This is a genomic window from Thermomonospora echinospora, assembly GCF_900108175.1.
GTDB classification, from domain to species: Bacteria; Actinomycetota; Actinomycetes; order Streptosporangiales; family Streptosporangiaceae; genus Thermomonospora; species Thermomonospora echinospora.
On sequence record NZ_FNVO01000014.1, the window covers coordinates 151,186 to 170,745 of the forward strand.

At 69.1% G+C, this 19,560-nt stretch carries 20 protein-coding genes and 3 pseudogenes; 14 read left to right on the forward strand and 9 right to left on the reverse strand.

The window, feature by feature from the left end; all coding sequences use genetic code 11:
- The first annotated feature begins 328 nt into the window (after positions 1 to 328).
- Both C4U03_RS27255 and C4U03_RS27260 read left to right on the forward strand, forming a co-directional pair.
- Complete coding sequence (locus C4U03_RS27255; RefSeq protein WP_103941508.1) at positions 329 to 1,066, forward strand: VOC family protein; 738 nt, start codon at positions 329 to 331, stop codon at positions 1,064 to 1,066.
- 315 nt (positions 1,067 to 1,381) lie between these two features.
- A pseudogene (locus C4U03_RS27260) lies at positions 1,382 to 4,514 on the forward strand (Tn3 family transposase).
- A 49-nt stretch (positions 4,515 to 4,563) separates the two neighbouring features.
- Here the strand turns inward: C4U03_RS27260 and C4U03_RS27265 are convergent.
- The gene (locus tag C4U03_RS27265) at positions 4,564 to 5,928 is read right to left on the reverse strand and encodes a tetratricopeptide repeat protein (RefSeq protein WP_103941510.1); all 1,365 of its coding nucleotides are present in this window, start codon (positions 5,926 to 5,928) and stop codon (positions 4,564 to 4,566) included.
- Between the two features lie 193 nt (positions 5,929 to 6,121).
- Between C4U03_RS27265 and C4U03_RS27270 the strand changes: the two genes are divergently transcribed.
- Entirely contained in the window at positions 6,122 to 7,354 is a 1,233-nt protein-coding gene (locus C4U03_RS27270) for a PQQ-binding-like beta-propeller repeat protein (protein ID WP_200827500.1), read from the forward strand.
- Between the two features lie 206 nt (positions 7,355 to 7,560).
- Here the strand turns inward: C4U03_RS27270 and C4U03_RS27275 are convergent, their stop codons facing one another.
- Positions 7,561 to 8,106: a hypothetical protein gene (locus C4U03_RS27275; RefSeq protein ID WP_103941512.1), complete on the reverse strand. Its 546-nt coding sequence runs from the start codon at positions 8,104 to 8,106 to the stop codon at positions 7,561 to 7,563.
- A 22-nt stretch (positions 8,107 to 8,128) separates the two neighbouring features.
- On the opposite strand from C4U03_RS27275, the pseudogene C4U03_RS27280 reads away from it, so the two are divergent.
- A pseudogene (locus C4U03_RS27280) lies at positions 8,129 to 8,425 on the forward strand (Tn3 family transposase); the annotation flags it as partial.
- A gap of 113 nt (positions 8,426 to 8,538) precedes the next feature.
- On the opposite strand, the gene C4U03_RS27285 reads toward C4U03_RS27280, so the two are convergent.
- Positions 8,539 to 9,054, reverse strand: coding sequence for a putative immunity protein (locus tag C4U03_RS27285; protein ID WP_103941516.1), 516 nt, complete (start codon positions 9,052 to 9,054; stop codon positions 8,539 to 8,541).
- Positions 9,055 to 9,699: 645 nt separating this feature from the next.
- Here C4U03_RS27285 and C4U03_RS42600 point away from each other — a divergent pair.
- Entirely contained in the window at positions 9,700 to 9,831 is a 132-nt protein-coding gene (locus C4U03_RS42600) for a recombinase family protein (RefSeq protein WP_268817540.1), read from the forward strand.
- A 95-nt stretch (positions 9,832 to 9,926) separates the two neighbouring features.
- Positions 9,927 to 10,565, forward strand: coding sequence for a LysE family translocator (locus tag C4U03_RS27295; RefSeq protein WP_103941517.1), 639 nt, complete (start codon positions 9,927 to 9,929; stop codon positions 10,563 to 10,565).
- Between the two features lie 316 nt (positions 10,566 to 10,881).
- Here the strand turns inward: C4U03_RS27295 and C4U03_RS41290 are convergent, their stop codons facing one another.
- From C4U03_RS41290 to C4U03_RS42610, 4 genes and pseudogenes are all read right to left on the reverse strand, one after another.
- Positions 10,882 to 11,154: a hypothetical protein gene (locus tag C4U03_RS41290; protein ID WP_200827501.1), complete on the reverse strand. Its 273-nt coding sequence runs from the start codon at positions 11,152 to 11,154 to the stop codon at positions 10,882 to 10,884.
- A gap of 18 nt (positions 11,155 to 11,172) precedes the next feature.
- The gene (locus C4U03_RS41295; RefSeq protein ID WP_200827502.1) at positions 11,173 to 11,331 is read right to left on the reverse strand and encodes a hypothetical protein; all 159 of its coding nucleotides are present in this window, start codon (positions 11,329 to 11,331) and stop codon (positions 11,173 to 11,175) included.
- A 289-nt stretch (positions 11,332 to 11,620) separates the two neighbouring features.
- Complete coding sequence (locus C4U03_RS42605) at positions 11,621 to 11,863, reverse strand: DUF4158 domain-containing protein (protein ID WP_200827503.1); 243 nt, start codon at positions 11,861 to 11,863, stop codon at positions 11,621 to 11,623.
- Positions 11,864 to 11,961: 98 nt separating this feature from the next.
- A pseudogene (locus C4U03_RS42610) lies at positions 11,962 to 12,381 on the reverse strand (DUF4158 domain-containing protein); the annotation flags it as partial.
- A gap of 15 nt (positions 12,382 to 12,396) precedes the next feature.
- On the opposite strand from C4U03_RS42610, the gene C4U03_RS27305 reads away from it, so the two are divergent.
- The gene (locus tag C4U03_RS27305) at positions 12,397 to 12,891 is read left to right on the forward strand and encodes a DUF1062 domain-containing protein (protein ID WP_235018195.1); all 495 of its coding nucleotides are present in this window, start codon (positions 12,397 to 12,399) and stop codon (positions 12,889 to 12,891) included.
- A 241-nt stretch (positions 12,892 to 13,132) separates the two neighbouring features.
- Here C4U03_RS27305 and C4U03_RS27310 read toward each other — a convergent pair whose 3' ends face one another.
- Positions 13,133 to 13,864, reverse strand: coding sequence for a dienelactone hydrolase family protein (locus tag C4U03_RS27310; protein WP_103941519.1), 732 nt, complete (start codon positions 13,862 to 13,864; stop codon positions 13,133 to 13,135).
- A gap of 801 nt (positions 13,865 to 14,665) precedes the next feature.
- Here C4U03_RS27310 and C4U03_RS27320 point away from each other — a divergent pair.
- The 4 genes from C4U03_RS27320 (at position 14,666) to C4U03_RS40060 (ending at position 16,618) form a co-directional block, all read left to right on the forward strand.
- Entirely contained in the window at positions 14,666 to 15,418 is a 753-nt protein-coding gene (locus C4U03_RS27320; RefSeq protein WP_103941523.1) for a siderophore-interacting protein, read from the forward strand.
- 79 nt (positions 15,419 to 15,497) lie between these two features.
- Entirely contained in the window at positions 15,498 to 15,695 is a 198-nt protein-coding gene (locus tag C4U03_RS41310; protein ID WP_200827504.1) for an FAD-dependent monooxygenase, read from the forward strand.
- Positions 15,692 to 16,060, forward strand: a complete 369-nt coding sequence (locus C4U03_RS41315; RefSeq protein WP_200827505.1) for a hypothetical protein — start codon at positions 15,692 to 15,694, stop codon at positions 16,058 to 16,060. Before C4U03_RS41310 ends, C4U03_RS41315 begins: the two co-directional genes overlap by 4 nt.
- Before the next feature lie 213 nt (positions 16,061 to 16,273).
- Positions 16,274 to 16,618 (forward strand): Rossmann-fold NAD(P)-binding domain-containing protein, encoded by a 345-nt coding sequence (locus tag C4U03_RS40060; protein WP_146087548.1) that lies wholly within the window; start codon positions 16,274 to 16,276, stop codon positions 16,616 to 16,618.
- Here C4U03_RS40060 and C4U03_RS27330 read toward each other — a convergent pair.
- Positions 16,578 to 17,189 (reverse strand): dihydrofolate reductase family protein, encoded by a 612-nt coding sequence (locus tag C4U03_RS27330; RefSeq protein ID WP_103941525.1) that lies wholly within the window; start codon positions 17,187 to 17,189, stop codon positions 16,578 to 16,580. The two genes, C4U03_RS40060 and C4U03_RS27330, sit on opposite strands and share 41 nt — an antisense overlap.
- Positions 17,190 to 17,445: 256 nt before the next feature.
- On the opposite strand from C4U03_RS27330, the gene C4U03_RS27335 reads away from it, so the two are divergent.
- The 3 genes from C4U03_RS27335 to C4U03_RS27345 all read left to right on the forward strand — a co-directional run bounded on the left by C4U03_RS27335 (position 17,446) and on the right by C4U03_RS27345 (position 19,527).
- On the forward strand, positions 17,446 to 18,033 hold the full coding sequence (locus C4U03_RS27335) for a TetR/AcrR family transcriptional regulator (RefSeq protein WP_103941526.1): 588 nt from the start codon (positions 17,446 to 17,448) through the stop codon (positions 18,031 to 18,033).
- 151 nt (positions 18,034 to 18,184) lie between these two features.
- On the forward strand, positions 18,185 to 18,418 hold the full coding sequence (locus C4U03_RS40065; RefSeq protein WP_146087549.1) for a hypothetical protein: 234 nt from the start codon (positions 18,185 to 18,187) through the stop codon (positions 18,416 to 18,418).
- Between the two features lie 89 nt (positions 18,419 to 18,507).
- A complete protein-coding gene (locus C4U03_RS27345; protein WP_327373752.1) occupies positions 18,508 to 19,527 on the forward strand; it encodes an RNA polymerase sigma-70 factor in 1,020 nt (339 codons plus the stop codon).
- Positions 19,528 to 19,560 lie beyond the last annotated feature (33 nt).

Here is a 19,560-nt window from a genome sequence, read left to right on the forward strand (position 1 = left end):
GGGCGGCAGACCGACCGGGTTCGAGCAGCGCTGCTGGCTGACCTGTGAGGACAAGCTCGAACAGCCTGCTCCGGACCGGATCCGCCGCATCACCGGCCGATCCGGTGGGACATCATCGCCAAGCGCTCGGCCCTCAGTGACGTCGATACGCCTCAGCCGCCGACCGACTCGTAGGGGATCGGTTCCCGATCCTTACCCCACAGCCGGGCGGTGCTTGTCGGTGGATGCAGGGATGCCTGGAGGGGGGTTCCGGCTGTCGCGGACGAATTCACCTGCGGCAGGCGAACGCGGGCGGTTCCTTGATCCGCGCGAGCGTAGGATCGGCGGCATGGCAACGCGGCTCGTTCAGATCCATATGAAGGCTCAGGATGACGCGGCGCTCGGCCGGTTCTGGGCGCAGGCGCTTGGCTGGGGTATCTCCAGCGAGGAGCCCGGCGTGACCAACCTTGAGCCCGTGGACTTCGTCTATCCCGATCCCGCCGCCGTCTGCATCGACATCGTTGCCGACCCGGCACCCAAAACGGTGAAGAACCGCGTGCACATCGACCTTGCCACCACCTCGGCGGACCATCAGGCGGACCTGGTCGCGCGCCTGAAGGATCTCGGTGCGACGCCCACCGACGTGGGCCAGGGCGACGTGCCGTGGACGGTCCTGGCCGATCCGGAGGGCAACGAGTTCTGTGTGCTGGAGCCTCGATCGATTCACCGAGACACCGGGCCGATCGCCGTGGTGGTGGTCGACTGCGCGGATCCGCGGGCCATGGCCCGGTTCTGGGGCGAGGTGATGGACTGGACCCTGCACGAGGTGACCGACGAGCATGCGGTGCTGCGCTCCGCCAAGGGGGTCGGCCCGTATCTGGAGTTCCTGCGCACGCCCGGCGTGAAGACCGTGAGGAACCGCGTCCATCTCGACCTGCGGCCGTACCCCGGTGATGATCAAGCGGCGGAGGCGGCCCGGCTGCGGGCTCTCGGCGCCACCGACATCGACGTCGGCCAGGGCGATGTCCCGTGGACGGTCCTGGCCGATCCGGAGGGCAACGAGTTCTGCGTCCTCACCCCGCTCTGACGCAGAGCCAAGCTGACCCTCCCGTCGGCTCTGCCGGGCTGCCCATGTGCGCCTGGTCATACAGCGTTTGAGGCCGCGCGCAATCCGGGTGTCGGTAAGACTCGTGCAACCAGGTACAAGGGTTTGAGTTAGCCCAGGTCAGCGCAGGTTCCGGGGCATCGGGTGGACGCTTCGGAGGCTACCGGGTGTGAGTAGTTGCGGTACAGAAAGTGCCGCTGAGATTGATCTCGGTTGGCCAGCACATCTGCCGGGGGTGCCGCCGGGCTTCATGGAAAGATCGTCCGGCGGGCGTCGGCGCTGGCTACGGTCCGCCTCGTGCCGGTGGAGTTTCTGACTGATGAGCAGGCCGAGGCGTACGGGGCGTTCACCGAAGTGCCCACGCGCCCGGAGCTGGAGCGGTTCTTCTTCCTCGACGATGACGACCGCGATCTAATCGCCCTGCGTCGCACGGACGCGCACCGGCTGGGCATGGCGGTGCAGATCTGCACGGTCCGCTACATCGGCCGGTTCCTGGATGAGGACCCGCTCGCGGTGCCCTGGGAGGCCGTGGAGTACCTGGCCGGGCAACTCGGCATCGCCGATGCCTCGTGCGTGAAGCGGTACCCGGAGCGGCGCAGGACGCCGTACGAGCACGCGGCAGAGATCCAGGAGCGGTTCAAGTACCGCGACTTCACCGACCGGCGGTGGGGTCGGGAGTTCCGCGGCTTCCTGTACGGGCGGGCGTGGACGCACGCCGAGGGGCCGGTGGCGCTGTTCAACCACGCGGTGACGTGGCTGCGGAAGAACCGGGTGCTGCTGCCCGGGGTGCCGGTGCTGGCCCGGCAGGTGTCCGAGGCCCGTACGGCGGCCGAGCGGCGTCTGTACGAGGCGGTGACACGGGCTGCGCACCGGGCCGATCCTGCGCTCGCGCGGCGCTGGCTGAGCTGCTGGTGGTGCCGGAGGGCAGGCGGGTCTCGGAGCTGGAGCGGCTGCGCACGCCGCCGGTGAAGTCGACGGGGACCGCGATGGTGCGGGCCATGGAGCGGGTGGAGGAGATCTCCGCGTTCGCGCTGGGCCGGGTGAACCTGTCGCGGGTGCCGGTGAACCGGCTGTCCGCGCTGGCCCGGTACGGGCAGCTGAGCAAGGCGCAGACGATCGAGCGGGCGCCGGAGCCGCGGCGGACCGCGCTGCTGACGGCGGTGGTGCGGCAGCTGGAGGCGCAGGCGGTCGACGACGCGCTGGACTTGTTCGGGGTGCTGATGGCGAACCGGCTGATCAGCCCGGCCCGGCGGGCGTCGGACCGGGAGCGGCTGGCGAGGCTGCCGCAGCTGGAGAAGGCGGCGCGCATCTTGGCGAAGGCGTCGAAGATCCTCACCGAGGAACTGGACCTGGTCGCCGAGCACGAGGCGGACCTGGACGTCGGTGCGCTGTGGGCGGCGGTGGAGGAGGCCGTGCCGCGTACGGCAGTGGCCGGCGCGGTTGCAACCATTGAGGCCCTGGTGCCCGAGGACAACGGGTCGGCCGAGGCGGCGATGCGCGAGAAGCTAGCCCTGCGCTACAACACGGTGCGCCCGTTTCTGTCGCTGCTGGGCGAGTCGGACGCGCTCGGTGCCGCCCCGGCCGGGCGGCGCATCCTGAAGGCGGTGCGCCACCTGCCCGCGCTGTTGCGCCGCCGGGTCAAGGATCGGCCGCTGCTGCCCTGGGAGATCGACGCCGAGCTGGTCCCGGCGATGTGGAAGCGCGCGGTGTTCTCCAATGCCAAGCTGCCGCAGGGCGCGGTCGACCGCGACGCGTACGTGGTGTGCGTGCTGGAGCAGCTGCATCGCGCGCTGAATCGGCGCGACGTGTTCGCCTCGCCGTCGAACCGGTGGGCGGACCCGCGCGCCCGGCTGCTGGACGGTCCGCGGTGGGAGGTGATGCGCGCGGACGTCCTGGCGGGCCTGTCCTTGACCGAGGAGGCCAGCGAGCACCTGGCCCAGCTCACGCGCGGTCTGGATGCGGCATGGCGGCAGATGGCCGACCGCTTGGAGGGGGCCGGCGACGACGCGAAGGTGGAGATTGTCGTCCCCGAGGGCGGCGGACGCGCCCGCCTGTCGGTGGACAAGCTCGGCGCTGTGGGCGAGCCGGAGTCGCTGACCTGGCTGAAGACCACCACGGAGACGATGCTCCCTCGGATCGACCTGCCGGATCTGCTGTTCGAGGTCCGCTCCTGGACTGGGTTCCTCGACGCCTTCGGCCACGTCTCCGAGCGGCGCACCCGCATGGAGGGGCTGCTCGTTTCCCTGGTCGCGCTGTTGGTGGCGGAGAGCTGCAACATCGGCTTGACCCCGGTCATCGACCCGGAGAACAAGGCGCTGACCCGCTCGCGCCTGTCCCATGTCGACCAGAACTACCTGCGCGCCGACACCATCGCGGCGGCGAACGCCGCGCTGATCGGCGCCCAGTCCCGCATCGAGCTGGCCCAGATGTGGGGCGGCGGGCTGCTCGCCTCCGTCGACGGCCTGCGCTTTGTCGTCCCGGTCAAGAGCATCAACACCGGCCCGTCGCCCAAGTACTACGGCTACAAACGCGGCGTGACCTGGCTGAACGCCGTCAACGACCAGGTCGCGGGGATCGGTGCGACGGTCGTGCGCGGCACCCCGCGCGACAGCCTCTACACGCTGGACACGCTGCTGAACCTCGATGGCGGGGTGAAGCCGGAGATGGTCGCGACCGACAACGCCTCGTACTTCGACATGGCCTTCGGTCTGTACAAGATGCTCGGCTTCCGCTTCGCCCCCGCTTCCGCGATCTTCAGGACCAGAGGTTCTGGCGAGCCGACCTGCCCGACGGGGAGGCGCCGGCCGCCGGGTACGGGCCGCTGGAGGTCGTCGCGTGCAACAAGGTGAACCTCAAGCGGATCGCCACGCACTGGCCGGACATGCTCCGCGTCGCCGGGTCGCTCATCACGAACCAGGTTCGCGCCTACGACCTGCTGCGCATGTTCGGCCGCGAGGGCCACCCGACCCCGCTCGGCGCCGCGTTCGCCGAGTATGGGCGGATCGACAAGACCATGCACCTGCTTGCCCTGGTCGACCCGGTCGACGACACCTACCGCCGACTGATGAACCGGCAGCTGACCGTGCAGGAGTCCCGCCACCGCCTGGCCCGCGCGATCTGCCACGGCGGCCGGGGCCAGATCCGCCAGGCGTACCGCGAGGGCCAGGAGGACCAGCTCGCCGCCCTCGGCCTAGTCCTCAACGCCGTGGTCCTGTGGAACACCCGCTACCTGGACGCCGCCGTTGCCCAGCTTTGGGCCGAGGGCCGTGAGATCAAGGACGAGGACGTCGCCCGGCTCTCCCCGCTCAAGGACCGGCACATCAACTTCCTGGGCCGCTACCTGTTCAACATCAAGGCCAGCGGCCCCGGTCAGGGCCTGCGTCCTCTCCGGGACCCGGGCGCCGTCGAAGACGACGAGGACAACGACTGAACCGGCCCGCGACGTACGGTGGAGACGTGGCACGTACCAGCCCGAGCTGTCAGAACGGTGGTTCGGTGGAGTAGGCACCGTCCCAGGCGGGTGTGATCGGTTTGGTCCTCGGCTGCCGGAGGACTCGTACAGCGTCTTCGATGCGGCCGAGGTCGATGAGGCGCTCGGCACGGAGAGAGCTATTGAATGTCGGGTGCTGTTCGAGGACTGCGGCGGCTTCCTCGGTGCGGCCGGCTTCGGCGAGCACGTCGGACAGTGCCCAGGCCGCATACCAGGTGTCGCCCTCGGCGTGCGCCCGCGCCTGCTCAATCGCTTCATCGAGCAGGCCGCAGTCGGCCATGAGCGGAAGCCGCATCCGGAAGAAGTCCCATTCCTCCTTGCCGCCGCTTCGCGCCTTGAGGGCATCGAGGTAGGCCAGGCCGTCCCGGGGCCGGCCGTGGTCGGCGTACAGGGTGCAAAGAGTGTGGACAATCCAGTCCTCCGCGCCGCCGGGCCGTTCGGCGAGCGCGCGCATCACCTCGATCGTCTCGTCGCCCCGTCCGTGCCGGACCAGGAGCTCGGACAGCGGGACAGCCACATGCCACATACCGTCCGGCGTAGCACCGAACGTGCGGTAGGCGGCGATCGCGCCTTCCACGTCGCCGCGTTCCTCCAGCACTTCGGCAAGGCGCTGCACGGCGTGCCCGTGGAACTCGGACGCCGCGTACGCACGCAGTTCCGTGATCCGATCGTGCCTGGCCAGCAGGTCGGCCAGCTGGTCACGGCCGTTGACGGAGGTGGCCTCGCGGGTGTGCAGCAGGGCGATCGCCTCCTCGATCCGGCCCTGGCGTTCCCTGATCGTGGCGAGCAGGTCGACTGCGTTGGACGGTTCCATCCGGAGGTTGTTGCAGTCGGGGTCGTTGCAAGCGGGGACCGCCGCTTCTACCCGGGACTCCAACAGGGCCGCCGCTTCCTCGTCCATGCCCGCCGCTTCGGCGACGTCGACCAGGCACTCGGCGAGGAACCAGTCCTGGATCCCGGCGCGCAGCAGCATGAACGCCTCGCCGCTGTGGCCGTGGCGGGCCAGCAGGCGCGCGAAGAAGACCAGCGCCAGCCGGTCACCGGCCTCCGCGTACGGGCGGGACACCGCGATCGCCTCCTCCACCCGGCCCCAGCCCTCCAGCAGCTCCGCTCGGGCTCGGGCCGCCGGCCACCAATTCGTGGCGATGTACGGAGCGAGCACCTCCAACGCCTGCTCGCGCTGGCCCCGATGCCCGAGCAGCCGTGCCCACTCCAGCGCGCAGAACCACTCCCCGCGGCCGGCCTGGAACTCCACTTCCCGCTCATGACCGAGTTCGAGAAGCCGCGCCACCAGCAGCGGAGGAATGCAGCCCGTCAACGTTCGAGCCCGGTAGTCAAGATCAGCAGCGTCCACGACAGCGCACCTTAGCCCTCGCCACCGACACGGCCCGCACGTCGGAGCCATCGCACGGGAAGACAGGCGTCAAAAAACCTTGGTTTCTTGAAGACCGCGAGGGGCGTTAGCCTACGCCGGGATGCGGTCGAATCGGGGCTCACTGCCCACGAGCCGAGGTAAGGGCTGCATAGCTGACATATGGGGAACGTGCGTGGTCGCGCTGCGGACAGTACGGCTGCCGGGACAGGTGTGGGGCTTGGCGGCGCCCGACCAGTCCGGCCCGCTTTTCGTCACCAGCTATCGCGGCCGCGATCCACTGGGGACGGTGCTCACCGCGCTGGATGTCTCCGGACAGGTTCTCTGGCAGCGGGAGTTCGAGGGCCATCCCGGCCCGCCTCGAGTCAGCAGCGACACCGGGAACGTCTGGATCGCCCATCGAACGCCAGGCCATGACGTGGTCTGTGAGATCGACGCTTCGGGCACCGTTGTCCAGAAGATCGCACCGATACGTGAGCGAAGCGAGCGGCTCTGCGCTTTCGCGGTGCTCGGGCAGCAGGTCATCACTGCATGGCTCCGGGTCGAGCGCGGACGATTGGTTCTCGCCGGCCGCGCACCCCGGATCGCGCTCCACGACCACGACGGCGGGATCCGCTGGTCCACTCCAACGGCTCTGGGCAAGATCTCTTACCCGGGAGTCGTCGAAGTCGGCGTCGATACCGGTTGGGAGGTTCGGCCGATGCGGCCCTGGTCGCCGCGCTCCATCCGGGCTCACCGCCGGACACCGCTGATGGTCGCGGGAGATCGGGTGGCGGCCACGTTCAGCGACGACAGCAGCGGCATCGCCGTCACGTTCTTCCTCGATGCCGGGGACGGGCGCCTGATCGCGGCCACACCACCGGGGCCAACCGAGCACAAGGCGATCCTTGGCCCGGGTGAGTTCCTGATCGGCTCGCAAGGCTACGGAGCGTTCTCCACCAGCCACTACGACGTGGATGGCACCGTCGTGCGCCGGTGGCCCACGCACACGATGCCGCTCGTCGACAGCAAGGGCCGCATCCGCGGACCGGAGTTCGAGAACGTGACGCCGTCGCGTTCTCACTTCATCGCCCTCGAATCGGACGGCACGGTACGCAAGGGCCCGCACCTGTCGGGCTATTACACCTCTTACCCGGTCCTGGACCGCGATGGCACCGCGGTCTTCTGGCGTGACGGCCGGCTCTTGGCCGTCTCTGCTGAGCTTCAGTCACGGGAGCTGCTCGCATCCCCGGATGATCGGCGCAACGTCATGAGCCGTACCGTCCTGCTCGAACGCGGACAGATCGCGTTCGCTCTGGGTGACGAGCTTCTGCTGGTGTCAGACACGGGGCTGAGCACCATGGACGATGGACCCTGGCCCTGCGCCAACGGAGGGCTGCACAGCAATCCTGTTCTGCAGGCGGAATGACGACACCGATTCGAGCGCTAACCTGCCCGCCATGGTCAAGTTCCGTCCGTCCCAGGATGTTCGATAATGCCGCTGCCCGGTTCCCGCACCAAGTCCACCGACCTGTGGCTACTGCCGTCGGACGAAGAGCTGCTGGACGCCGGTGTCGACCGAGCGCTTCCCGGTGCCGGATGGATGTGCAGCCATCCCGGCCCGGTCGGGCTCCATCATGTGCACCTACACCGGTCCGTTCGGCAGGTGATGGAATACGGCGGCCGCCAGTCCTTCATCCCGCTGCCGGCGCGGGCCTTGATGTCGTGCGGGTGGACCCGCAGATGCGACGGCGCCTCGGCTGACACGCGCGCCCGCCACCCTTGAAGGACCTTCGGCGCGACATCCGCGAACAGACCGTCTGGAAGACCGATCGCGCTGATCGAGCGGAGCTTGAACACCTCCTTCTCGATCGTCTTCACGCTCACGTTCCCCGGCTCCTCACGGATCTTCGCGAAGAGGTCGACACCCGTCACCTCCTCGGCGTCGAACAGAGCACCGTCCTCAGTTCCGGCCTGGTCCTCCTCGGTGCCCGGGTCGGCGGACTGCGCGATCAACGCGAGCATCCGCGCCACCGCCTCAGCCGGCACCCTGCTCGCGATCAGAGCGGTCTGAGCCTTCTCCGCCTGGCTGATCGCCTTCCCCACGATCCGGCGGATCCGGTCCGCCGCAGGCTGCTCGACCTTCTCCTCCCGCAGGTGCGCCAGCAGCTCCGCCCGCACCCGGTCAGTTTGACGCTCCTTCCACCAGGCGTACCGCGACGGGAGGGAAGACCAACTCGGCGCCCTCGGCCTGGTCCTCAACACCGTGGTGCTGTGGACGACCCGGTACATCGACGCCGCCGTCGACCAACTCCGCGCCGAGGGCCACGAGATCGTGGGCGAGGACGTCGCCCGGCTCTCCCCGCTCAAGCATCGCAACCTCAACGTGCTCGGCCGCTACAGCTTCACCGCCTCCACCGCGGCCGGAGGCGACTTGCGGCCCCTGCGCGACCTGGCCGCGCCGGAACTGGACGAGGACGACGACGGCGGGCAGGAGTGAGCGTCAGGAGCCGACCAGGGCAATGATCAGCTTGTGCGCGGCGTCTTACTCAGCCGCTTCGCGGCGGTCGCGGTCCGCCCCCGCAGAGGCGGTACTGACAGTCCGACGTTCGCTCAGCAGTCGAACACCGACCAGCAGATGTCATTCCGCAATCGCTGATCGTCAAGTACGAGCTCGCGAATCGCCTCCGGGAGCTGGTCGCGCTGCCACTGACATTCGAGTCGCCCGGCGGCCTCGCCCTCGCCTTCCGGCGCGGCGGCCCGTGCGGCCTTAATCGCATAGGCGGCCGCGCCGAGCTCGTGCGCGGCGACGTGTGCGACGACACCGGCCTGGCCGGCGGCGTACGCGGCATGCCGCGCCGCCCCACGCAGATCCCTTGCCGCACCCATTGCATGGCCGCCCGCCGCGCGAGCTTCCATCATCTTGACCTCGCCACGCACCCAGGCACGGGCATACTCGATCGCCTGACGCGGCCGCGGGTCCTCGGGCTGAACCGATTCGAAAAGGTCGAGGACGTGCTCCGCGCAAGATGCCGCCCAAAGAGCGAGGAGGTGGTGATCCGCATCGGTGAGGGTCCCACCGCGGCGGATCGTCACGAAGCGAGGGTCCCGGACCTTCGGGAGGATCATGGCTGGCGCTCCTTTGCTTGCATCCACCCAACCCCCACGGCACGCACGCGTGCCGGGCACCCACAAGTAAAGCCTGGAAACCCCGTGGTTGGCTCTGTAGAGAGTTGTCGGCCCACACCTGTCAGCAAACGTTCGTTTGACGACAGGTGTCGCACACTCAACGAACCAGGACAATCCAGGACACTAGGACGGCGCCGATCCAATGAGATCCGAAGGCGATTGATGACAGGGTTTGGCGACAGATAAGGCCCGGTCACCTTTGAGGAGGAGGGCCGGCACCTCCAGCCGCCTCCACCCGCTCCAGCGGCCGAAGGTCGGCGAGCTGCTGGCGTATGCGCGGCCCGGCGACATCGTGCATATCTCCGAGATGTTCCGCCTCGTGCGCGGTACCTAGCACATCCTCGACGTCCTGCACACGGCCGTCTCGCCCTGCGCATCCACGACGGCGCGTTCTCCGGGGTTGAGGAATCCAGGAACAGCGGTTGGCGCTTATAATGATCTTGGGTGGGGTGCTCCGTCTGGGGATCCCCCACCGGAACACCGGCCAGCCGGGACGGCGCCCCAGGTCGAGGTGTTCCGTAAGAGTGTTCCGCGAGCTGTCCCGGTGACGGGGCCCTATCCGGAACACTGGAGGGCGTGAACGCCGTGAACGCCACAACCCCCGGCACTGCCCGGGTCGGCTACGCCCGCTGCTCTACCGACGAGCAGGACGTCGTGATCCAGACCGAGCAACTGCTCGCGCTCGGCGTGCCCGCCGACGCCGCAGACCAGGACTGACCGCCGTCCATCACGGCCCGGGACTCGGGTCCATGTCACCGGCCCCAAAGTAGCTCCGCGTATGAACCCGTGGAGGTCACGGCGATAATGCGTTCATGCCGTCGATTCTGGCCTTCTCGGCCCTATCCGTGGTCTTGGTCATCATTCCTGGACCCGCGGTCATGCTGGTCCTCAAGAGCGCGGTCGCTCGTGGCCGGGGCCCGGCCCTGCTGACCGCGTTGGGGGTGCTGGCCGCCGATCTAGTGTGGGCCGGGGCCTCGGTCGCCGGCCTGACCGCGCTGCTGGTGTCCTCGCAGGTGGCGTTCGATGTGGTGCGGTACCTGGGAGCCGCCTACCTGGTCTACCTCGGCATCAAACTCATGCTGACCCGTGCTGCCGCCGCCTCGCCCGAGCACGGCGTGACGCCCTCGGGGGCCGCCAAGTCGCGCAGCCGACGGCGCGCGTTCCGGGAAGGACTTCTCAGCGACCTGTCCAACCCCAAGACCGTGATCGTCTTCACCAGCGTCATCCCCCAGTTCCTTCACCACGGCGCGCGCCCTGCCGACACTCTGATCCTCGGGGCGGCGTTCGCGGTCATCGGTTTTCTGTCCCTGGCCGCCTACGCCCTGGTCTTCAGCGCCGCTGCCACAATGCTGCGCGACGCGCGAGTGACCCGCGTCATCCTCCGCGCCGGAGGCGCGATCCTGACGACGTTCGGTGTCGGACTCGCCATCGAACGCCCCGCCGCCGCGTGAACGGCTCAGCGCTCCTCACGCGCCCAGGTCAGCTCCGCTGATCCGGTCGGCGTCGGCCAGCGCCCGGTACAGCGTGGCGACCGACGGCGACCTGCCCGCAGTTCGTATCTACCCGCCCAATCTCGCAAAAGGCCCTCGCGCAAACCCCTGGTTGTGCGAGAGGTTCTGCGAGATCTGACCTGCGACGACGCGCGCCCTCGCCGGTCTCGCAGAACCGACCACTTACGCGAGCACACACCGTCACCTTCGTCACACAGAGCTACTTTAGGGCCGGCGACACGGACCCGAGTCCCGGGCCATCACCGAATCGGCCTGCTCACCAACTGAACCCGCCCAGCACCGCTACGCCCCCGACGCCCGAGCCGAACGCTCGGGCGTCCTTGCATCCCCGCTCCAACCAGCTACGCGGCAGGCCGGTCATCCGGGTGGAGATGTCGGCAAGGTGGGTGTAGGCGTCCAGGAAACCGGTCCAGGAATGGACCTCCAGCAGCAGTTCTGGCGGGTCGACGCGCGGCAACATCGCCGCGCACATCGCCCGCAGTTCCCCGAGCGTGGCCGACTCGCCCAGCGACCCCAGCGGTTCCACCACCAGCCGGGCCCGCCCCGGCTAGGTGAAGGTGCCGGGCGAGGCGGCGACCTTCACCAGCGAGTCGTCGCCCGCCTCGGCGAGGCGGGCGGCCATCTGCCTCCAGGCCGCGTCCAACGCCGCCACCTTGCCGTTCAAGTGCGCCTCGACCGGGTCGGTGAGCGACAGCGACGCCAGCACGTCCTCGCGGATGGCCTCCCACGCGGGCCCGGCGAGCAGGTGTGCCCCGAGGATCTGCCCACCGCAGCGACGGCGTGGCGAACACGTCGCGGATCTGCAGAGCGCGGTGCAGGTGCTCCAGCACGCACACCACGTAGGCGTCCCGGTCCACCGTGCCCCTGGGAAGATCGGGGCTGGAGTACACCGCCCGCTTCCACGCCCGGCTCACCAGACGCGCGTCGATCTCCCTGGGCAGCAGCGGCTTCTTTCACCTGCCGTCGCGACAGCTCCGGAAGGGCCCGCACCGCCTTCAGCAGCCGCGACAGCCGCCTACCGGGCGGCACCACCGGCAGCTGCGCCAACCGGCCCGGCAGGCCCGCCTCGCCCGTACCGCCTGCCGGGCCACCACCGCATACAGACGCTCGTCGGCCTGCTCACGCACACTGGCCACCAGCCGCTCCAGCACCCGCACACCCGGCAGCAGGACCCGGTGCCGGCGCAGCCACGCCACCGACACCTCAAACAACGCCCCGGCCCCTCCGCATGCGTCCACGCCCGACCATGCAGGAACGCCAAGAACCCCTTGTTGAGCTGCCGAGCCTCCCAACCCTCACGGCCGCCGAACGACACGAACCCATAGGCGTCCCGGATCATCCGCGCGTGCTCATAGGCGGTCTTGGGCCGCTCGGTGTACCTCTTCACCGCCGACGGATCACCGATCCCCAACTGCTCGGCCAAGTGATCCACCACTGGCCACGGCACGTCCAGGGGATCCTCCAAGAACAGGCCCTTGTAGCGGACCGTGCGCAGCTGAACCGCCACCCCCAGCCGATGCGAATCAGCCCGCGACCTGGCGATCACATCCCGATCGAACGCATCCAGGAAGAAGAACTTCTCCAGATCCGACAACGACGGCACCTCAGCGAACGAGCCATACGCCGTGGCCTGCTCATCAGACAAGAACTCCACCGGCATACGCCGCAATGTAGGAGCGACCCACCGGCAATCAACCCACAGCGACCAGTCCGTTACGAAACGAACGGACCAGTACTGCACCCCACCCAAGATCATTCTCAGCGCCAACCGCTGTTCCCGGATTCCTCAACCCCGGAGTCGGCCACCACCGGCGAGGGCAGGTTCCGCGTCAACGCCAACGGCAAGCTGCTGGACGTGTGGCTGCTGGTCCGCTGCGTATCCTGCGATCGGACGAGCAAGCTCACCGTGCACGAGCGAGCACCGGTCAGATCCTTCGATCCGGCCGAGCTCCACGGCTACCGCGTCAAAGATCCGGAACTGGTGGCCTCCAGGCTGTTGGATCCGCTGCTCGCCCGGCGCAACCGCTTCACCCTGGACTGGACGGATGCCTGGCGGCTGCACACCTCATCGGCACGGCTCGACGAGGCGTGGCCGATCCAGGTGGAGGTCGTCTTCGAGGATCCGGTAGCGGTGCGTCCGGAACGGCTCATCGCGCAAGGGCTCGGCCTCAGCAGGAACGAGGTACTGCGCCGGATCAAGTGCGACATTCCGCTGCGCCGTCCGACGAGCGCCGGATTCACCTTCACCGTGATCGCCGGGGACTAGCGGGGGAGTGGCCGCGGCGCGATCCCCTCAAGCATCCGCGCGAAATACGCCTCATCCGGGGGCGGCTCCGATGGCCGGGCGCCGCCCCGATCGGCCGTACCGCCGATGGCCGGTACGGCCGCGATCGGGGCGGCTGTGCATCTGCGGGCCACCGCCATCGAGGAGAGCCGGGACCTGTCCTCGATGAGCGGCGTTCTGGCCGGAGCCGCCTACCGTCTGCTGCCGGCCTGTCGGCCCGGCCTTACTTCAGGTGCCGGGTGAAAAACTGGGCCGCGGCGTCCCCCGCGAACTGCGGGACGCCGGTGTGCCCGCCCAGATTGGCGTGCAGCGTCTTCTCCTTGGAGCCGAAGGCATCGAACAGGTCCAGGGCCAACTGCCGGTCGTTCCCTTCGTCGTCCCACTGCAGCAGGACGTGCAGCGGAATGGTGACCTGCCGGGCCTCCTCGAACAGGGCGCGAGGCACGAAACTCCCGGCGAACAGAACGGCGGCCGAGATGCGCGGCTCGACCACCGCCAGCCGGATCCCGATGGAGATCACTCCTCCCGAGTACCCGACCGGACCGCCGATCTCGGGCAGCGAAAGGAGGGCGTCCAGGGCGGCCTGCCATTCCGGGACTGCCTTTTCGACCAGCGGGAGGACGAGCCGGTCCACGATCTCCTCGTCGACCGGCTCGCCGGCTTCCAGCGCCCGGCGCAGGTCGGCGCGGGCCTGCTCGGTGGCGACCGAGCTGGGCCGGTCACCGCTTCCGGGGAGCTCGATGGTGGCCGCGGCGAAGCCGTCCGCCGCGGAGTGCCGGGCCCGGCCCACCAGCCGGGGGTACATCTTGCGCAGTCCGCCGGGGTGACCGATCAGGACCAGCGGGGCCGGTGCGGATGCGGATGCAGGTGTCCACAGGATGCCGGGGATCTCGCCGAGGGCGAATTCGCGTTCGAGGACGCCGTCGTCGAGGCGCTGCTCGGAGGTGAATTGCATGGTCGTGCCTTTCGGGAGTGCTCTTGAACGGCGCTCCCGGACGACCTATCGTCCGACCGTGACCCCAGAGGGGAGCACCCATGTCGATACTGTGTTCACGGGTACCACCTCCTCGTTCTCTGGCACGGCCTCCGGAAAGGTAGCAGTGGTCGCCGTGGTCCGCCAACGGGTTTTTGCGGAGGCTCCGTGGCTGGATGCCACGGAGCCACTCGCCTAAGGGCCAAGGCCGTGTAGTGGAGGGCCGTTTAGTGCATGATCCGCCCGTTCGCTGGGGTTCGGCGAAACCCCGTCGGGCGCTCTCTGAGGTTGGCTGAGGTTCGGTCGTGCCGGTGGAGTTTCTGAGTGATGAGCAGGCCGAGGCGTACGGGACGTTCGCCGAGGAGCCGACGAGGCCGAGCTGGAGCCCAACGGGCGGTCCGCGCTCGACCACGGCGTGACCGTACGGCGCGGCCAGGGCTACACCCTGCGCGTCAGCGCCGCGCCCGCAGTTCACCGCCGGCTCCTCGAACGCCGCCGGCCCCTCGGTGGCCAGCAGCTGGCGGGCGGCCCCGCGGATCTCGGTGAGCGTGGCCTGGCGGAGTTTCTCGCGTCGGCGGGCGGGGGGAGCGGCCAAGGCAGTCCTTTCATTACGGCGTTGACAGCCTAGAGCCTCTATGCTTCCTTAGAGTCTCTAAAGCTTCTAGAGACTCTAAGGAGATGTCATGGGATGGAGGCTGCTCGTCGTCCTGGCCGTCCTGACGACTGCGGTGTGGTGGGGCCTGTCCCGCCGTGCTCACCGGTGCAGCGCGCGGAAGGCCTGAGATGCCGAAGCGCACCCGCAACCCGCTGGCCGGCGCGTTCGCCAAGTACCGGCTGGAGACCACCGTCACCGCCGCCGAGGCGGTCACGCCGACAATGCGGCGGATCCGCCTGGTGGCCGACGAACCGATCGGCTTCCCGTACGTTCCGGGGCAGCATGTGCGGGTCGAGCTCAACGATCCGCTGTCGGTGTCGGGGCTGCTGCGCCCCGGCGAGACCCTGCGCACCTACACCATCTGGGAGCTCGATCCCGGCGAGCGCGCGATCGAGTTGCGCGCGCACCTGTACGACGGGGACGGCATCGGGCTGAGGTGGGCGCGCGCGGCGGCTCCGGGCGACCGGGTGCCGATCTGGTGGCCGCAGGGCGACCTGTTCACCCGGGACGCCCCGTTCCACCTGTTCGCCGGTGAGGAGACCGCGAGTGCGGCGTTCGGGCCGATGCTGAGGGCGCTGGGTCCGAAGGCCCGCGTGTACGGGGCGCTGGAGAGCGAGTCCCCCGAGCATGACCTACCGATGCCCGGCCCGCACCGGCTGCACCGCGTGCACCGCCACGGCGCCCCGGCCCACTCCTCGGCCACACTGGCGGCCGCGGTGGCCGAACTGGACCTGCCCGCCGGCGACGGCGCGGCCTACCTGGCGGGGGAGGCGCGCACCTGCCAGATGATCCGCGATCACCTGGTCCGCGACCGCGGCTGGGAGCGCCGCTCGATCAAGGTCAAGCCGTTCTGGACGCCGGGCAAACGCGGCCTGCACTGACCCGCGCGGCCGACTGGTGAACGGCTGGCGCTGCCTGCCGCCCCCCGGCAGGCGACACCTCATGGATGAAAGAAAACAGATGCAAGCGCTCATCACCGGCGGCGGGATCGGCGGTCTCACCACCGCCATCGCCCTGCACCGATCCGGCTGGCGGGTACGGGTGCTGGAACAGGCGGCCGAATTCACCGAGGTCGGTGCCGGCCTGTCGATCCAGCCCAACGCACTGCGCACGCTGGATGCCCTCGGGCTGGCGACCAGGTCCGCGCCCGGGCCGTGACCGACATCCCGGTCGGCACCCGGCGCGCCGACGGCGCCTGGCTGATCCGCAACGACGTCGGCCCGCTCGCCCACCGCTACGGTTCTTGGGCGACGCTGCACCGCACCGACCTGCTCACCCTGCTGCATCGGGCACTGCCGCCCGAGGTGCTGCAGGCCAGCGTCCAGGTCGACCAGGTGCGCCCGGACGGCACCGTGGTGCACACCGGCGGAACCAGCGGCGCCGATGTGGTGGTCGGCGCCGACGGCCAGCGCAGCGGCACCCGGCGATCGCTGTGGCCGGACGCGGTGCTCCAGCACGACACCTATGAACTCCCCGACCTGAGCACCTATGCGGCCGACCGCGCCCGCCGGCCCCGTACCTAGATGATCGCTCGCCGCTCCCGGCAACTCGGTGTGATGGCCAACCCGACCCGTCCTCTCTTGGCCGCCACTCGCGACGCCGCCCTGCGGATGGCACCCGCCTCGGTCTTCGTCCGCTCCATGCACCCGGTCCTGAGCTGGAGCGGATGACACTCGCCGGCCTTCACCGGCCCCACAACCACCAGCACACCGTTCCACCACATCCATGGAGACACCATGACGATCCTGGTCACCGGCGCCACCGGCAAGGTCGGCCACAACGTGCTCACAGAACTGCTCGCGGCAGGACGCGCTGTACGGGCGATTTTCCGGCCCTCCGAGCAGGCCGGTTTACCCGAGGAGGTCGAGGTTCTGCACGCCGAAGCGCTCAATATCGGGTACGCCCCGGTCGCCCAACGCGGCGTGCCGGCGCTGGAGCCGTCCCGGCTGGCGCATGTGTCGTGCGCCTACCTGTCGGCTGAGACATTCTCGCCGGACCCGGCATGGATGGATGGGTCAGCGGTCCGAGACCGTGCGGCGGTCACGCGGGCTCGTGCTCGGCCGGGATGCGGGTGTAGGTGAGGAAGAGGGCGCCGCTGCTCAGGGCTGTCTGGTCGGTGAGTTGCCAGGTGCGCGGGTCGAAGGTGGCGGCGCGGCCGAACAGCGGGATGCCGGTGCCGACGGTCAGCGGTGCCAGCTTGATCACGAGCTGGTCGATCTCCGGGTACAGGGCGCCCGCCAGCGTGCCACCGCCGACCAGCCAGATGTCCTTGCCGTCCTGCTCCTTCAACTCGTGCACGGCGGCGACCGGGTCGCCGGACACGATCTGGACGGCCGGGTCCGGGCTCTTGGACAGGGTGCGGGAGAACACCAGGTGACGCAGATGCGGGTAGGCATCGGTGACGCCGGCCTTGAGCCCGATCTCATAGGAGTGCCGCCCTTCCAGGACGGTGTCGAAGCGGGTGCCCTCGGCGGTGATGCCCAGGGCCTGCCGGGCGGGGCCGGGCAGGGTCTCGGGGTACTCGGCGATGAGGTGCTGCAGGTAGTCGTCCGGAATCGGCCAGAAACCGCCGGGGCCGGTGGGGTCGGCGCCGTCGGGGCCGGCGATGAAGCCGTCGAGGGTGGCGGCGATGTAGTACACGAGCTTGCGCATGCGGGGCCTTTCTTTCGGTCGGGCTTGGTGCTGGGCCGCGGTCGGTCAGCGACGGGTGCCGGGCTTGGGAAGCGGGCGAGGCCGGGGCAGGGAGCGCGGCATCGGAGGGTGCGGCGGGAGGTGTCGGCGCTTGGGTTGAACTCGCATCTCGGGATTCCTCTCATCAAACTTCAACTGATGTACTCTGCATGAAGTGGTACGAACGTAGTACTGTATTCGCAGTGGTGTCAACCGCTGGACGAATCCGGGAGATGAGATGCGACAGAACACCGCCCGCCGCACCGCGCTGCTCGACGCCGCCATCGAGGTCCTCGCCAAGGAGGGGTCGCGCGGGCTCACCCTGCGCGCGGTCGATAAGGAGGCCGGCGTCCCCACCGGCACCACCACCAACTACTTCGCCAACCGCGCCGAGTTGCTCCGCCAGATCATGGCCCGCACCCACGAGCGCCTCACCCCGGACCCGGCCGCGCTGGCCGAGACCATGAAGGCCAAGCCCACCCCCGAGCTGACCGCCACCTTGCTGCGCCAGCTGCTGGACAGGATGCGCGCCGACCGCAGCAGCCATCTCGCCATGCTGGAGCTGCGTCTGGAGGCCACCCGCCGCCCGGAGCTGCAGGAGGATCTCACCCGTACTTTCACCGCGATGCTGGAGGCCAACATCGCCTGGCACCTGGACGCCGGCCTCCCCGGCGACCACGACACCGTGCTGCTCCTGTACATCGCCATGCTCGGCGTGATCGTGGACGACCTGACGGTCCCGGGGCTGCTGGAACCGTACGGCATCGAGAAAATCATCGACGTACTGGTGCAGCGAAGCCTGCCCCGACAACAACCCACGACCTGACCGGGCGCCGGGCCTTCTACCTCACCGCACCCGACACGGTCAAAGGTGGTGTCCTCAGCCGCAGGCGAGGGTATGCCGCTGGCGGCAACGGGCTGGTGAAGCGGTGATCCGCCCGTGCCCGCCTGGCGTCTGAGAGATGGGAGTCTTCCGGGTGAGCCGCCTGCCGCATCCTCGAACCCAGCGGCGGGGCGACGTGCTCGCCCAGGACTGGCCCCAGGGCGTCGGCGAGCCGCTGGGACACGTCAGTCTGGATCGCGGTCAAGCCAGTGATGCCGATGCTGGTGCTGGTCGACTGCTCGATGCCGAGCTGAGTGTCGCGCAGGTCGTCGAGCAGGTTCTCAACGGCGATCGCGCCGAGCGCTGCAACGACCATCATGCCTGGTGACGAGGGGGATCCGGATCCCCCTCGGCCTGTTTCTGCACGTCGGTGGGGGACGTTGGCGGGATGCGCCGATCCTCGTGAGGAGGAGCAGCGTGGTCGCCGTCCGGATGGCCTTGATCCACGAGAAGGGCAGTGATCAGCTGGAGGCACTGCGGAGATATGATCAGGTCATGCCCTTGACGGTGGATGACGTCGATCGGTTCGAGCGATCGAGGCCCCGTCTGGAGGCCATCGCCTATCGTTTCCTCGGCTCCGCGGACGAGGCAGAGGACGTCGTGCAGGAGACGTTCTTGCGCTGGCAGGCCGCCGACGTCGACCGTGTCGAGGTCCCCGAGGCGTGGCTGACGAAGGTACTCACCAACCTGTGCCTCAACCAGCTCACCTCCGCGCGGGCACGCCGCGAGACCTACGTGGGCCGATGGCTCCCCGAGCCGCTGCTCGCAGGGGACCCGATGCTCGGCCCGGCCGACACCGCTGAGCAGCGCGAATCGGTCTCGTACGCGGTCCTCACCCTCATGGAGCGCCTGTCTCCCAACGAACGGGCCGTGTACGTGCTACGGGAGGCCTTCGACTACCCGCACCGGGAGATCGCCGAGATCCTCGACATTACCGAGGCCGCCAGCCAGCAGATCTTTCACCGTGCCAAGAAGCATGTGGCGTACGGCAGGGCCCGCAGCGAAATCGACAAGGCCGCCACCCATCGGATCGTCGAGGAGTTCCTTGCGGCCGCCACCAGTGGCCAGACCGATGAGTTGGTACGCCTGCTCACCAAGGACGCCATCTCCATCGGCGACGGCGGAGGGAAGGTTCCGGCACGCACCAAGGCGTTCGAGGGCGCCGCCGCGGTCGCGAAGTTCCTGTGGGCCCTGTTCAAGCCCGCCGAGGCCAAGCGCGCCATCGTCGGCGGCTCGTCCGAGATATACGCCTGGACCGCCAATGGCGAACCCGCCGTTGTGGTCGTCGTGGAAGGCCGGGTCGTCGCCATCATGTGCCTGGAGGTCACAGCCGAGGGCATCGCTGCCTGCCGTACCCAGGCAAATCCCGACAAGCTCGAACGCGCGACCGGGCAATGGGCGACGGCCGACCATGGAGAGCCCCTGCTCACCATGTGACGTGCATCATGTCCGGCTCCTGTCAGGAATCGG

Excerpts from the sequence above, each read along its gene's own strand:
- C4U03_RS27335 (WP_103941526.1), top strand. The coding sequence starts at position 17,446 with ATGCGACAGAACACCGCCCGCCGCACCGCGCTGCTCGACGCCGCCATC.
- C4U03_RS27285 (WP_103941516.1), bottom strand. The coding sequence starts at position 9,054 with ATGATCCTCCCGAAGGTCCGGGACCCTCGCTTCGTGACGATCCGCCGC.
- C4U03_RS40060 (WP_146087548.1), top strand. The coding sequence starts at position 16,274 with ATGACGATCCTGGTCACCGGCGCCACCGGCAAGGTCGGCCACAACGTG.
- C4U03_RS27295 (WP_103941517.1), top strand. The coding sequence starts at position 9,927 with ATGCCGTCGATTCTGGCCTTCTCGGCCCTATCCGTGGTCTTGGTCATC.
- C4U03_RS27330 (WP_103941525.1), bottom strand. The coding sequence starts at position 17,189 with ATGCGCAAGCTCGTGTACTACATCGCCGCCACCCTCGACGGCTTCATC.
- C4U03_RS27255 (WP_103941508.1), top strand. The coding sequence starts at position 329 with ATGGCAACGCGGCTCGTTCAGATCCATATGAAGGCTCAGGATGACGCG.
- C4U03_RS27310 (WP_103941519.1), bottom strand. The coding sequence starts at position 13,864 with ATGCAATTCACCTCCGAGCAGCGCCTCGACGACGGCGTCCTCGAACGC.
- C4U03_RS41310 (WP_200827504.1), top strand. The coding sequence starts at position 15,498 with ATGCAAGCGCTCATCACCGGCGGCGGGATCGGCGGTCTCACCACCGCC.
- C4U03_RS27320 (WP_103941523.1), top strand. The coding sequence starts at position 14,666 with ATGCCGAAGCGCACCCGCAACCCGCTGGCCGGCGCGTTCGCCAAGTAC.